Source organism: Kosakonia sp. S57, assembly GCF_016516575.1.
Taxonomy (GTDB): Bacteria; Pseudomonadota; Gammaproteobacteria; order Enterobacterales; family Enterobacteriaceae; genus Kosakonia; species Kosakonia cowanii.
The window spans coordinates 20092-33066 of record NZ_JACVUL010000004.1 but is presented as its reverse complement, the minus strand read 5'-3'; the positions used below and the strand labels follow the sequence as shown (position 1 = coordinate 33066).

Annotated in this window: 15 protein-coding genes; 7 read left to right on the top strand and 8 right to left on the bottom strand. The window is 51.4% G+C overall.

All coding sequences use genetic code 11. The features are described 5' to 3' along the window. Window positions 1–13: 13 nt before the first annotated feature. The 5 genes from araG to azuC form a co-directional block, all read right to left on the bottom strand. Window positions 14–1528: an L-arabinose ABC transporter ATP-binding protein AraG gene (araG, locus tag IAE48_RS04855; RefSeq protein WP_124968026.1), complete on the bottom strand. Its 1515-nt coding sequence runs from the start codon at window positions 1526–1528 to the stop codon at window positions 14–16. Between the two features lie 70 nt (window positions 1529–1598). Next, entirely contained in the window at window positions 1599–2579 is a 981-nt protein-coding gene (locus IAE48_RS04850) for an arabinose ABC transporter substrate-binding protein (protein ID WP_023480146.1), read from the bottom strand. Window positions 2580–2897: 318 nt separating this feature from the next. After that, the gene (locus IAE48_RS04845; protein WP_200133653.1) at window positions 2898–3455 is read right to left on the bottom strand and encodes a DJ-1 family glyoxalase III; all 558 of its coding nucleotides are present in this window, start codon (window positions 3453–3455) and stop codon (window positions 2898–2900) included. A gap of 117 nt (window positions 3456–3572) precedes the next feature. After that, window positions 3573–3824 (bottom strand): DUF2766 family protein, encoded by a 252-nt coding sequence (locus IAE48_RS04840; RefSeq protein WP_042715805.1) that lies wholly within the window; start codon window positions 3822–3824, stop codon window positions 3573–3575. A gap of 116 nt (window positions 3825–3940) precedes the next feature. Next, the gene (gene azuC, locus IAE48_RS04835; RefSeq protein ID WP_017458329.1) at window positions 3941–4024 is read right to left on the bottom strand and encodes a stress response protein AzuC; all 84 of its coding nucleotides are present in this window, start codon (window positions 4022–4024) and stop codon (window positions 3941–3943) included. Window positions 4025–4239: 215 nt separating this feature from the next. On the opposite strand from azuC, the gene IAE48_RS04830 reads away from it, so the two are divergent. Next, window positions 4240–5661, top strand: a complete 1422-nt coding sequence (locus tag IAE48_RS04830) for an MFS transporter (protein ID WP_200133652.1) — start codon at window positions 4240–4242, stop codon at window positions 5659–5661. Window positions 5662–5828: 167 nt separating this feature from the next. Here IAE48_RS04830 and IAE48_RS04825 read toward each other — a convergent pair whose 3' ends face one another. Continuing rightward, window positions 5829–6467 (bottom strand): RpiB/LacA/LacB family sugar-phosphate isomerase, encoded by a 639-nt coding sequence (locus IAE48_RS04825; protein ID WP_023480165.1) that lies wholly within the window; start codon window positions 6465–6467, stop codon window positions 5829–5831. 239 nt (window positions 6468–6706) lie between these two features. Between IAE48_RS04825 and yecR the strand changes: the two genes are divergently transcribed. From yecR to IAE48_RS04800, 5 genes are all read left to right on the top strand, one after another. Continuing rightward, complete coding sequence (gene yecR, locus IAE48_RS04820) at window positions 6707–7039, top strand: YecR family lipoprotein (protein ID WP_042714920.1); 333 nt, start codon at window positions 6707–6709, stop codon at window positions 7037–7039. Between the two features lie 209 nt (window positions 7040–7248). Further along, window positions 7249–7746 (top strand): non-heme ferritin, encoded by a 498-nt coding sequence (gene ftnA, locus IAE48_RS04815; RefSeq protein ID WP_023480186.1) that lies wholly within the window; start codon window positions 7249–7251, stop codon window positions 7744–7746. A 254-nt stretch (window positions 7747–8000) separates the two neighbouring features. Next, window positions 8001–9212 (top strand): tyrosine transporter TyrP, encoded by a 1212-nt coding sequence (gene tyrP / locus IAE48_RS04810; protein ID WP_200133651.1) that lies wholly within the window; start codon window positions 8001–8003, stop codon window positions 9210–9212. A 265-nt stretch (window positions 9213–9477) separates the two neighbouring features. Continuing rightward, window positions 9478–9867 (top strand): hypothetical protein, encoded by a 390-nt coding sequence (locus IAE48_RS04805; protein ID WP_233631428.1) that lies wholly within the window; start codon window positions 9478–9480, stop codon window positions 9865–9867. Continuing rightward, on the top strand, window positions 9867–10103 hold the full coding sequence (locus IAE48_RS04800) for a hypothetical protein (RefSeq protein WP_200133650.1): 237 nt from the start codon (window positions 9867–9869) through the stop codon (window positions 10101–10103). Before IAE48_RS04805 ends, IAE48_RS04800 begins: the two co-directional genes overlap by 1 nt. 456 nt (window positions 10104–10559) lie before the next feature. On the opposite strand, the gene IAE48_RS24015 is transcribed toward IAE48_RS04800, so the two are convergent. Continuing rightward, entirely contained in the window at window positions 10560–10766 is a 207-nt protein-coding gene (locus IAE48_RS24015) for a S24 family peptidase (RefSeq protein WP_232045364.1), read from the bottom strand. A gap of 572 nt (window positions 10767–11338) precedes the next feature. Here IAE48_RS24015 and IAE48_RS04790 point away from each other — a divergent pair. Next, window positions 11339–12475: an acyltransferase gene (locus IAE48_RS04790; protein ID WP_200133649.1), complete on the top strand. Its 1137-nt coding sequence runs from the start codon at window positions 11339–11341 to the stop codon at window positions 12473–12475. Between the two features lie 248 nt (window positions 12476–12723). Here the strand turns inward: IAE48_RS04790 and IAE48_RS24005 are convergent, their stop codons facing one another. Next, window positions 12724–12927 (bottom strand): hypothetical protein, encoded by a 204-nt coding sequence (locus IAE48_RS24005; RefSeq protein ID WP_232045363.1) that lies wholly within the window; start codon window positions 12925–12927, stop codon window positions 12724–12726. Window positions 12928–12975: the final 48 nt, after the last annotated feature.

Sequence of the window (12975 nt, the reverse complement as noted above, 5' to 3'; positions counted from 1 at the left end):
GTATTCTCCTCACTCAGGCGACCGCCTGGCTCACTTTTGGCATAGCCAGGCTCAACACCTGCTGTTCATCACCCTGACCGTGTAACACCTCACCGGCAATCTCCCCTTCGCGCATCACCACGATGCGGTCGGCAACGCCGAGCACTTCGGGTAAGTCACTTGAAGCAAAGAGCACGGCGACGCCACGCGCGGCCAGCGCGTATATCACGTTGTAGATCTCATGCTTGGCACCCACATCAATACCGCGCGTCGGCTCATCAAGCAGGATCACTTTCATCTCCTCCGACAGCCAGCGACCGAGGATCGCCTTCTGCTGGTTGCCGCCGGAGAGATTCATAATCAGCTGTTCGGCGCCGGGGGTTTTGATATTGAGCGCGCGAATATGGTGCGCGGCGTTCTCGCTCTCCCAGCCATCGTTAATCAGGCAGCCTGCGCGAATGTATTTGCGCCGGGCGCTGATATTGATGTTCTCCTGCACCGAGTGCACCGGGATAATCCCTTCGGCTTTACGATCTTCCGGGCAGAGCATCATCCCTGCGCGAATGGCGTGGGCCGGTTTCTGGATGTTGATCGCTTCGCCATCGATAAAGACCTGCCCTTCGGTAATCTTCGTCCCGCCGAACAGCCCTTTCATCAGTTCGCTGCGCCCGGCACCGACCAGACCGAAGAGGCCGACGATTTCGCCGCTGCGCACGCTTAAGCTGATGGGCGTGCGTACGCCCGGCGCTTTCACCTGCTCCAGGCGCAAACGCTCTTCGCCACAGGGGCGCGGCTGCCAGCCGTAGATATCGCCCAGCTCTCGGCCAACCATTGCCTGCACCAGCTGATCGTGGTTGACCTGCTGCATATCGCTGAAGGTGCGCACGTAGCGACCATCTTTAAACACGGTAATGGCGTCGCTGAGGGCAAAAATCTCCTCCATGCGGTGGGAAACATAGAGGATCACCCTGCCCTCTTTGCGCAGTTCGCGGATCACGCGGAACAGATTGTCGATTTCACGTGCCGAAAGCGAGCTGGTCGGTTCGTCAAAGGCGATCACTTTGGCGTTGCGCGCCAGCGCTTTGGCAATCTCCACCATCTGCCATTGACCGATAGAGAGATACTTAAGTGGCGTCTGGGGATCGATATCCAGCCCCAGATGCTGTAATTGCAGGCCCGCTTCGTAGTTGAGCAGCGAGCGGTTCACAATGCCGCCTTTTTGCGGCAGTTGACCAAGGTAGATATTTTCCGCGACAGTCATCTCCGGCACCAGGTGCAGCTCCTGATAGATAATCGCCACACCGGCATTCAGCGCCGCAGTGGTGTCGCTAAACACCACCTCTTCACCTTTAATCGCCAGCGTGCCGCCGGTGGGCGCGTAGTTACCGCTGAGGATTTTTAGCAGGGTGGATTTCCCCGCGCCATTTTCGCCCATCAGCGCGTGCACCTGCCCGGCATAACAGTCAAAGGTGATATCGCTCAGCGCTTTGACGCCGGGAAAGGTTTTGCTGATGCCGCGAAACGAGAGATAGGGAGTGGAGTGTTGCATAACGTCTCCGTGAAGCAGTTGAGGGTACGACAGGCTCCCCGTTTACACGGGGAGCGCAACCGACAGAGCCTTACAGTCCTTTCTTCGCCAGCTCTTCTTTGAAGTTATCGCGGGTGATCAGCACCACATCGGTCACCGCAGTGAACTTCGGCGGCTCAACGCCTTTGGTCACCCAGTTGTAGAGCAGCTCGCTGGTTTTGTAGCCATGTACGTCCGGGCTTGGCAGCAGGGAGCCATAGAAGCCGGTGGCCTGCCCTTTCGACAGCTCACTCACCGCATCGACACCGTTAATACCGATGCCAATCACATCTGCCGCTTTAAAGCCCTGGCCTTCGGTGGCGCGCACGCCGCCCAGCACGGTGTTATCGTTCATACCGAGCACCAGCCAGTGTTTCACTTCCGGGTGCTGTACCAGCAGGGAGTTACCGGCATCGAATGCGCCGGGGATATCGTTAGATTTGGTCGGCACCTGGTAGATCTGTTTTTCCGGGAAGCCGGCTTTTTTCAGCGCGTCCATCGAGCCGGAGGTACGGCGACGGGCGGTGTCGAGTTCGTTCGCAGTAATGGCCATCACGCCGGTCTCTTTCACATCCCAGCCGCGTTTTTGCATCTCTTTATAGAGCTCTTCGCCCTGACGCGCGCCGATTTCGCTGGCGGCCATCATCACTAGCGGAACGGTGTCCATCGGCTTGCCTTTGGCATTGACGAACTGGTCATCGACGGCGATCACTTTCATGTCGTAACCGCGTGCTTTCGCCATGATAGCGGAACCCAGTTTCGGATCCGGCGTACAGATGACAAACCCTTTCGCGCCGCTGGCCGCCAGGCTATCAATGGCGTTCAGGGTTTTCTCGCCATCCGGGACGGCGATTTTAATCACCTCGAAACCTAACTCTTTGCCCGCTTTGTCAGCGAATTTCCACTCAGTCTGGAACCAGGGTTCTTCCGGCTGTTTAACCAGAAACCCGAGCTTCATGGTTTCAGCGATAGCGGATTGTGACATAACGGCAGCCAGGCCGATGGCCGCCAACGCTTTAGTGAATTTGTGCATGGTAAACTCCGGCTTAAACACGCTTTTATGTAGGGAACAGAAATAATTGGTATTGTTAAAAGTTCAAAAAACAAGGCATTAGCGCCCATGCATCAGATGGACATCTGTGCTGGAAATAGTTTTAGCGGGAAATTGATTCTCCATAGGAGAGCGGCATCACACGGCTGAATTACAGTAATTCCGTACATAAATTCAGCGGATTTAGCCATAAAGTCAGCGGCTTTTGTCAGACAAATCGCAAGGGTGAAAGCAGGATAATCCATAACGTCAGCCAGCTTATCCTTGTACCCGACCGCAGGGTGCGGCCGGGCGAAACGATTACCAGCGGTAGTAGATGTGATCGGCGTGATCGCGAACGGGTTTTTCGTCGCCCAACAGGCGCGCTGCGAGGGTGAAAGCGAAGTCGAAAGCGTGTCCCAGCCCTTTGCCGCTGATCAGGTTGCCATCCTCAACGACAGGCGCATCGACATACTCACCGTCGCGCACCTGTTGATAGAGATCGCCGGAGCAAACATACCGACGCCCGTTCAGCAGATTATTGCCGCCCAGTACGCGCGCAGCGGCGGAGCAGATGGGGCAGATCAGTTTACCCGCCGCATCGTGGGCTTTAATAAATTGCACGACGTCGCTACTGGCCGCGAGGTTGACACTGCCCTGCGGCCCGCCGGGCAGGACGATGGCCTCAAACAGCATCCCTTGCCGCTCTGGCAAGGTGCTGTCTGCCACCATGGGAATGGCGTGATAGCTGACCACCGCGCGGGAATCCGCGCAGGCCAGCGTCTCTACTTCAATCTCTAAGCGGCGCAAAATATCAATGGTGATAATCGCTTCCGCTTCTTCAAAACCCGGCGCTAACAATACCGCCACTTTTTTCATGACCGACTCCTTGCCGTTGAGGTCAGGTGAAACAGGTGGTGTTATTGTTGATCAAAACAGCGTTTCAAAATCCTCGCTACGTCACAGACCCGCTGCCGGGATTCGATAAAGTTCGCGTTAGTGCGCTTCGCCCTGCGGGGTGAACCTCAGTTCAATCAGCGCAATCGCTTTTTGAATCGCCCGGCGCGTCACCGGATCGGCGGCGGCAGGATGGGTCGAGAAGTCGATGGTTTTAAGCTGGTTAGCCATTTTTTCACGCACTTCAACCGGCGCGATAACGTCAATGACATCAAGGATCTGTTTGATGACCAGCTGGCAAGCGACAACGTCAGAGACCAGCTCCTGGTCGGCGGGGGTGTTTTGCGACATGGGAAGCTCCTTATTGAAAGGGCGCCATAGTAGCGGGAAACGGCGGGTAAGAGTAGTTTTGCGCGCGGCCGCGTTGCGCAGAGACAAAAAAACCTGCCGCAGCAGGTTTTTTATTCTCAGAACATCGCGCCAGGCGGGACGTCTTTGAACGTCTTGCAATAGGTTTCGAACATATGCTTCAGGATTTTACGCAGTTTCATTATTCACTCCGGCAAATAGTCAGGCAGGTGTTGAGCCTTAATGGGCGACATAATATGACGCCCGTCACAAAAATCAATCTATCTGCGATCGAAATCACGTTTCAAAAATCGAAAATGGCGTAGTTTTATTAGCAATCTGATGACAAATCCGGCAGTTAGCGCGCTAAAAATATTTTTAGCTTCTTCAATTATTTTTTGTGGATGGCAGAGCCTTAATGACCGACAGTTCCCCTGCGCAAACGCGAGGCGCGGTTTCTCCCGCTGCATTACTGGTAGCGGGCGCCTTCTTTATGGAGTTTATTGACGGCACGGTGATCGCCACCGCGCTGCCGGATATGGCAAAAACCTTTGGCGTCGAAGCGGTGGCGCTCAATATCGGCATCAGCGCCTATCTGATCACTCTCGCCGTCTTGATCCCCGCCAGCGGCTGGATCGCCGATCGCTTCGGCGCGCGCACCATCTTTACCCTGGCGCTGGCCATCTTCACCTTCGCCTCGGTGCTGTGCGGCCTCTCCACCAGCGTCGAGATGTTTGTGGCGATGCGTATTTTGCAGGGGATGGGCGGCGCGCTGATGGTGCCGGTCGGGCGGCTGGCGGTGCTGCGCACCACGCCGAAACATCAACTGATTACCGCCATCGCCACGCTCACCTGGCCGGCGCTGGTGGCACCGATTATCGGCCCGCCGCTCGGCGGGTTTATTACCCACTACGCCGACTGGCGCTGGATCTTCTTTATTAATGTGCCGCTCGGCCTGCTGGGGATGGCGCTGGCGCTGCGCATTATTCCCAATATCCGCGAGGAGGAGCGGCGCCCCTTCGACTTAACCGGCTTTCTGACCACCAGCATCGCGATGGTGAGCCTGGTTTACGCAATGGAAGCGCTCGGTTCGCAACACCCGCAGGGTGGATTGACGCTGGCACTGCTGATGCTCGGAGGGGCGATGTTTGCCTTTACGCTGCGCCATTTTCGCCGCCATGCGTGGCCGATGATCCGCCTCGACGCGATGCAGGTGCCGACTTTTCGCGTCACCATGTATGGCGGCTCGCTATTTCGCGCCTCGATCAGCGCGGTGCCGTTTCTGCTGCCACTGCTGTTTCAGGTCGGATTTGGGATGGATCCTTTCCATGCCGGGCTGCTGGTGCTGGCGGTGTTTGCCGGGAATTTGTCTATTAAACCGGCGACCACGCCGCTTATCCGCTGGCTCGGCTTTCGTAAGCTGCTGTTGATTAACGGCGCGCTAAATGTGATGGCGTTGCTGGCCTGCGCCTTTCTTACCGCCGATACGCCGGTGTGGCTGATCTTTGTCATCCTCTACCTTGGCGGCGTTTTTCGCTCGGTGCAGTTTACCGGGGTCAGTACGCTGGCGTTTGCCGATGTGCCTGCCGCGCAGATGAGCTATGCCAATACGCTGTTTAGCACGGCGACACAGCTGGCGGTGGGTCTTGGCATTACGCTTGGCGCGATTGGCATTCGCCTTGGGGAGCATATCAGCGGCTGGTTAGGGATCGCCGGGATGGAGGGGATTAGTTTCCGGCTGGCGTTTGTCTTTATTGCGTTGATCTGTCTGGTGGGAATGATTGATACGCTGCGCTTGACAAAGGATGCCGGCAGCGCGGTGTCGCAGAAAAGCCGTTAAACAGCAATGCCGGATGGCAGCTAACGCCTTATCCGGCCTACGGGCGAAGAACGAAATTTGTTCCCCGTAGGCCGAATAAGCGTAGCGCCATCAGGCAAAGCAGACACCGGTGGCAAGCTGCCTGCCCGTAGGCCTGATAAGCGCAACGCCATCAGGCAAGGTGGTTATCAGGCCAGCACTTCACGCACGAAGGCTTCGATCTCTTTATTCTGGCAGTTCTCGAAGAAGCACTGCTGGAAACGCTCGCCGGAGACGGCGGTTTTCACCAGTTCGCGATCGATGGCGCGCAGCGTATCGAGATAGTTCTCTTTCACCACCGCTGCTTTCACCTGGTTCAGGATCCCGGCGTTACGCACCTGCGGCTCTTTACGCTCCGGCGGGTAACCTTCCCCGTTGCGGCCGGTAAAGGCTTTCTCAAAGATAAAGCGTACATTCAGCTCTGCGCCCCAGCCAAAGCCTTTCGCAAACGGCAGCGCCAGCGCGTTACCATTGTTGATCTGCGCGAACAGGAACGCATCGGCCGGATCGATACAGTAACCGCAGACCACGCCCGGATGGATGTTCAGCGACATCAGCGCGCCCTGCCCGGTGCCGCAGCCAGTCACCACGAAATCTACCGCTTTAGAGTTGAGCAGAATGCTGGCCATAATGCCGAGGTGGATATAGGTCAGATGATGGTCATTTTCGTCGCTCATGCCGACGTTATACACCGGGAAATCTTTCTCATCGGCTACGGTTTTCAGCTCTTTGAGAATGATGGCGTTTTTCGCCGCCTGGCTGTTTTCCATCATCAGTGCAATTTTCATTTTCATCTCCTGTAGACGTGCTTCGGATAGCAAAGGTTACCTAAACCTTACTACCTCACAAACACACTTTCAAATTTAGTGAAAAATTGTTTTAAAAATCAAAAGCCGCCTCACAGTTTTGAGCGGCCCGCTTGAGCCGTCCTGATTAGTAGAGGGTGTTCGGGGGGTTATTCCGTCGATTGCCGCACAAAGGGGGCGATTAAGATGAGAAGATGCAAAAAATGAAGCAGAGCAACGTCATGAAGAGAGTCGTTATTGCCGCCACGCTGTTACTCCTTGCCGGGTGCACCATCACCAAAGAAGCAGAAGTGAGCAGTGTGGACACCACCAGCGGCGTGGTACGTCTGAGCTTTAACCAGCCGATGATGCAGACCGCACGGTATGATGAGTATGTCGCCCAGGGCACCGCCAACAAACAGTGCCAGCAGTTGGGTTATGCTACCGCCGTGCCGTTCGGCCAACCGGTGCAGACCTGTAGCTTGATCAGCGGTTCAGGCTGCATGAACACCAAAATCACCATTCAATATCAGTGTCGCGGTATTGCTATCGACCCCAATCGCGCGGCCTGGTAAATTCTGAAGCCAGCTATTATTGCTGGCTTTTTCTTTTATTAATAATCAAAACAATTCTCATTCATTTAAATATCCCTCCGGCAATGCGTGTTATTCGCATTCTCTTTATTAATCAAACGCTTTATTATTTTACCTTTTGCAAATAATTAAATAACAAATTATAGTGGCGGCACTTTCCCCTGTTATATTTTTAATTCCGGAGCCGTGCGATGTTAAAAGCAGAGATGATTGAAAAACTCAACGAACAGATGAATCTGGAACTCTTCTCCTCCCTGCTCTATCAACAGATGAGCGCATGGTGCAGCTATCACAGCTTTGAAGGTGCCGCCGCGTTTCTGCGCCGCCACGCGCAGGAAGAGATGACCCATATGCAGCGCCTGTTCGACTACCTGACGGACACCGGCAGCCTGCCGCGCATCGCGAATATTGCTTCACCGGTCGCAGAGTATGCCTCCCTTGATGAACTGTTCCGCGCGACTTACGAACATGAGCAGCATATTACGCAAAAAATTAATGAGCTGGCGCACGTTGCAATGATGTCGCAGGATTATCCGACCTTTAATTTCCTGCAGTGGTATGTTGCCGAGCAGCATGAAGAAGAGAAACTCTTTAAATCGGTCATTGATAAATTAACGCTGGCGGGTAAAAGCGGTGAAGGCCTCTACTTTATTGATAAAGAGCTGGCGACCCTCGACGCACAAAATTAATAACAAAGGCGGTTCGGTTAATTCTGTACCGCCTTTTTCTTCTGCTCCAGACCATTTCTCTCTGCTTATCCCCCTTCTGCAAAATACTGCCTGCTTCCGTACTCAACACCCCCGGTCATAGCTCTTTCTCGCCCTACCAATAAGCTGTAAACAAAAAATTACAACAGATGTAACGGTCATTTGACGAAACGGTGGAATTATCTTACTCTGCGCCGCGTATTGCGTGTGCAGTGAGTGAAGAAATAGAGGAAAGTGTGAAAAATCGGGCACTTGGAAGTGTATTTATTGTCGCCGGCACCACCATTGGTGCGGGCATGCTGGCGATGCCGCTGGCGGCGGCGGGCGTAGGGTTTGCAACGACGCTGGGGCTGCTTTTCATCTTATGGGCCGTGATGTGTTACACCGCCCTGCTGCTGCTTGAGGTCTATCAGCATGTTCCGGCTGAGACCGGGCTCGGCTCACTGGCGCAGCGCTATCTGGGTCGCTATGGGCAGGTGATCACCGGTTTCAGCATGATGTTTCTGATGTATGCGCTAACGGCTGCCTATATCAGCGGTGCTGGTGAATTGCTCGCTTCAAGTATCAGTGAATGGTTCAACGTTTCGCTCTCCTCGAGCGCGGGCGTGCTGATCTTTACACTGGTCGCTGGCGGCGTGGTCTGCATCGGCACCTCACTGGTCGATCTCTTTAACCGTTTTCTCTTCAGCGCCAAGATCCTCTTTTTAGTGATCATGCTGGTGCTGTTAATGCCGCACGTACACCAGGCGAACCTGCTGACAATGCCGCTGGAAAAAGGGCTTGCGCTCTCAGCCCTGCCGGTGATTTTTACCTCGTTTGGTTTTCACGGCAGCGTGCCGAGCATTGTCAGCTATATGGGCGGCAACATTCGCCAGTTGCGCAAAGTGTTTATCACCGGTAGCGCCATTCCGCTGGTGGCTTATATCTTCTGGCAGCTGGCGACGCTTGGCAGCATCGACTCCCATACTTTTATCGGCCTGCTGGCCAGCCAGTCGGGGCTGAATGGCTTGTTGCTGGCGCTGCGCGATGTCGTCGCCTCTGCGCATGTTGAGCTGGCGATCCACCTCTTCGCCGATCTGGCGCTGGCCACTTCATTCCTCGGCGTTTCGCTGGGTCTGTTCGATTATCTGGCCGATCTCTTTCGCCGCCGCAATAGCGTCAGCGGCCGTTTGCAAACCGGCATCATCACCTTCCTGCCGCCGCTGGCGTTTGCCCTCTTCTATCCGCGCGGTTTTGTGATGGCACTCGGTTATGCAGGCGTTGCGCTTGCGGTATTAGCCCTGCTGCTGCCATCGATGCTGGCGTGGCAGAGCCGCAAGCACCATCCGCAAAGCGGTTATCGCGTGCTGGGCGGGAAACCGGCGCTCTGCCTGATCTTTGCCTGCGGCATCGCCATTATTACTATTCAGTTTTTGATTGTGGCTGGATGGTTGCCGGAAGTGGGTTAACTTTGAAAGCGTGCGGGGTTCAATCCCTTTATTGAGAAAGGTCGCCAGCTGGCGGCCTTTTTTATGGCGGTGCTGAATGGCGAAATCCTGACGAAGCCATATTTCAGGCACAAAAAAACCACCTTTCGGTGGTTTCACGACACTGCTTATTGCTTTGATTATTCTGCTTTTTCCCCATGGTACCCGGAGCGGGACTTGAACCCGCACAGTGCGAACGCCGAGGGATTTTAAATCAGTTGTGTAGTTATGCAAAAACAGAGGGTTAGTGTTGTTTTTCATAACATTCACTGAGATTATAAGTGTTTTCATTCAAAGTGTTACCGTTACTATCGAAGCCATTGATGAAAAAGCATTCAATTTCCAGCGTTTGGCGAAACAATCAAACGGAGGCGTAATGTTCACCCCGGAATTTATAAATGAAGAACGCGGCGAGTTTGTACTTGTGGCCAACCACAGTCTGGCATCACCGGAATCGATAAAACTCAGTATTGCATACAATATTGCCAGAATAAGCTGGGGACTATCGCAGCTTCCACCGCACATTCAAACTTGCCGGGTCGTCTATGACATCAGAGGACAATCTATCCCTGATCAGACTCAGGCCTTGGTCAGGCAAGCGCTTGAGCAGGTAGCAATTGTGGAGTTTAGAAGCTGATGGGACTCCAGTTAGTTATCAAAGCAGAACGTAACAAGATAGAAAAAGCATTGGGAGCGCTGGCATCAGAATGTGAAATATTTCCGGTCGATGAAGGCCTTTTCGGTATTTCTGTTTCGGAGCGAAGTCTCTTATCTGCGGGTGAAGTTGCCGTGCTAAAAAAACTCGAACCACTCACACGTTTTGACCTGTGGCACGGAGCCTGGCAAGAACCCAAGCGACGTTGGCTTTGGTGAGTTTCAGCGCTGAGCGAGGTAAGGAAGTCGCATTGCATGTTGGGCGCAGATCCCCTGTTCTCATTAGCAAAGCGGCTAAGGTTCTCAATATTGCTCCTGGCACAAAGCGGCTCTTAATATAGGAACCGCTGTCATGGGGTGTCAGGGGCTGGAGGTTCAAATCCTCTCGTGCCGACGAAATTCCCCAATTAAACCTGAGATTTACGGCTTGTTTTTTATGCCTGAAATTTGTCTAAGGTAAAACCAAGGTAAAATGAAGGTAAAACCCCTGACAAATTACATTACCGGACAGTCGTCAAACTCCCCTGTCCTGGCGTCGTTGATGATGTAGTAGGCCACCCCTTTGAATACCGGGCGGCCGTCGTAGTACTCATTAGAGATCTGGCATGTCACTTACGGGTGATCCAGTTCTTCCAGCCTCGGTCGTGGGTGAAACCGCAGCTGCAGCATTTGCATTTACTCATCCAGATGACACATCACGATCGATCCTTCTACCGGCGTGGCAGACATATCCAGAAACAGCAAAGCACCTCTCTTTATCGTTTCACGGCACGAATTTGACGCGGCACGCCAGAAGTAAGTTACAGAAGGTACGCGAATGAGTTCATGGTCGAGTGATATCTTCTCATCCATATAATTAGCAGCAGCAAAAGGAAATCCCATCTTAGACCTCCGTTCGGGTTGTACATCATGAACATGCGGAATTCTCGCTCTTGCTGAGAGATATCTTTGAATATGCTGACGTAGCTCTCAATCCACTCATTATCCTGGCGCAGCGTCCAGTCCCCAGTTAAATCGTGAGCACACCTTCACAAAATCTGCCGTAGTAACCGTGCGTCGCCCGCTAAGCTCCATAACTATAACCTGCCTGAATGCTGTATCAATATCGTCTCTTCCTGGCGTGATATGTACCCCTTATCGCTTTTTTATATACATATTTTGAGAGCTTCATTCTTTCCAGTTCAAATCGAAAAAAATCATCAAGCTTCTGATAGGTAAGCAGTTTTAAGCAAGCTTCCAGGCTCAGGCAACAGGAATAAACTCTTACAGTTTGTTAAAGATTAATTTCGGCGTGTAATCACTGATTCCCTGCTATTTTTATGCATATTTAAACAATTATATAAATTATCAAAACTTAAATATTCTTAAGGATTTCTTGATGAAATCCTTGCTGATGTTAGAATCAGGAAAATCTTATAGACCCCCGCCAAGCTTACTGGACCAAGAGGTTAAAGTTGAATGAATTTTTCGATTTATCACTGCTGCCATCGGTGATAATTTGTGCGATCCTTGCTGTGAAATTCTTTGATTTGATTTCACCTATCAAAGTTTACGAGAATGGAAGAAACTCACAGATTGATGGTCTGCGAGGTCTGCTGGCTTTGTTTGTATTTGTCCATCACTCAGTAATATGGAAAGGATATATAAAATATGGTGTATGGAAAATACCGGACTCTAATTTTTTTACTAATATTGGGCAGATAGGCGTTTCTCTCTTTCTCATGATAACTGGCTACCTATTTTTTACAAAAATAAGGAAGAGCAATCAGAACTGGATTCGTTTATATACATCCAGATTTTTTAGATTAACGCCAATGTTCGCTCTGTCCTTGCTAATTATTTTTTTTATAGTTGGCGTACAAAGCGGGTGGCAGGTTAAAACATCAATAAAAGACATTGTTATCTCGATATCACACTGGCTCCCTTTTACTTTCCTTGGTGTGCCTAATATAAACGGCCTTAACAACACTTTTATAATAAATGCCGGAGTGACATGGACACTTGTATATGAATGGTTCTTTTATTTTTCACTTCCATTAATTGCTTTTTTGTTGAGGCGAAAAGTTAGAGTTGTATTTATTTGCATAAGCTTATTATTTGTTATGTATTATTTTAATTACGGCTCCGATAAGACGCACCTACTCTCTTTTGCTTGCGGCTTTGCAGCTTCTTACCTTAGAGAAATTGAGTGGTTTAAGCAACTATCGGTAAAGTTTTACTCAAGTATCATTGTCATGGGCATGATCACCTTCGAACTTTTCTTTTTTAAATTAACTTACAGCCCTATACCAATATTAATTTGTGGATTATGCTTCTCCCTTATTTGTTCAGGATGCTCTGTTTTTGGCATCCTTAATACCAAGATGTTACGTAAGTTAGGTGAGGCAACATATAGCATCTACTTACTCCATGGAATAGTGCTTTATATCCTGATAAACAGACCATTGATTGGCCCAGTTGGGGCTGTATCATTCCAGATAGTATGTACAGCAGCTTTTATTGTTACTTTTCTATCCTGCTTTACTTATAAATGCGTTGAACTTCCTTTTATACGACTATCAGATAAAGAAAAAAAGCCACCCGTTCCGTAACCCCAGATTATATTAAATAAATGCGGCAGTTAATTCTGCCGCATTCAATTAATAGCGTTTAAAAAAATATTTGCTAACTTTTTAAGCCAATAGTAAAAGCCCCCTTCTTAGAAGGTGGCTTTAAAGAATTCCCCGGTATCGAATTTACTAAAGTGAAATTTTAAAATCGTCTAAAATCAGTACATACCCATAGCCTGCAACAGAAAGGCGCGGAATGTAACTGCCACGTCGCCGGGGCTTTTTTATTCTTACTTTGCGCTCTCAGCACGCTCATTCCAGATGCTGTTTTCCGGCATATCCAGGCGGACAGCGATCCATCTCGTCGGAGGCACATCAATCGCCGCACCTTTTTGCAGTTCGATGTCCCCATCTTCGGAAAGAACATAACGGCGCTTGTAGAGTCGGATGATGAGCGAGCCATTTTCTTCCTGCTCTGCTTCCACGATACCCATGTCACCGGAACCCTGCGGGTCACGAGGAGGCAACATTTGCCACCCGGA

Bases quoted from the DNA above. Each gene is read 5' to 3' on its own strand.
- araG (WP_124968026.1), bottom strand. From the start codon at position 1,528: ATGCAACACTCCACTCCCTATCTCTCGTTTCGCGGCATCAGCAAAACC.
- IAE48_RS04850 (WP_023480146.1), bottom strand. From the start codon at position 2,579: ATGCACAAATTCACTAAAGCGTTGGCGGCCATCGGCCTGGCTGCCGTT.
- IAE48_RS04845 (WP_200133653.1), bottom strand. From the start codon at position 3,455: ATGAAAAAAGTGGCGGTATTGTTAGCGCCGGGTTTTGAAGAAGCGGAA.
- IAE48_RS04840 (WP_042715805.1), bottom strand. From the start codon at position 3,824: ATGTCGCAAAACACCCCCGCCGACCAGGAGCTGGTCTCTGACGTTGTC.
- azuC (WP_017458329.1), bottom strand. From the start codon at position 4,024: ATGAAACTGCGTAAAATCCTGAAGCATATGTTCGAAACCTATTGCAAG.
- IAE48_RS04830 (WP_200133652.1), top strand. From the start codon at position 4,240: ATGACCGACAGTTCCCCTGCGCAAACGCGAGGCGCGGTTTCTCCCGCT.
- IAE48_RS04825 (WP_023480165.1), bottom strand. From the start codon at position 6,467: ATGAAAATTGCACTGATGATGGAAAACAGCCAGGCGGCGAAAAACGCC.
- yecR (WP_042714920.1), top strand. From the start codon at position 6,707: ATGAAGAGAGTCGTTATTGCCGCCACGCTGTTACTCCTTGCCGGGTGC.
- ftnA (WP_023480186.1), top strand. From the start codon at position 7,249: ATGTTAAAAGCAGAGATGATTGAAAAACTCAACGAACAGATGAATCTG.
- IAE48_RS04800 (WP_200133650.1), top strand. From the start codon at position 9,867: ATGGGACTCCAGTTAGTTATCAAAGCAGAACGTAACAAGATAGAAAAA.
- IAE48_RS24015 (WP_232045364.1), bottom strand. From the start codon at position 10,766: ATGGGATTTCCTTTTGCTGCTGCTAATTATATGGATGAGAAGATATCA.
- IAE48_RS24005 (WP_232045363.1), bottom strand. From the start codon at position 12,927: ATGGGTATCGTGGAAGCAGAGCAGGAAGAAAATGGCTCGCTCATCATC.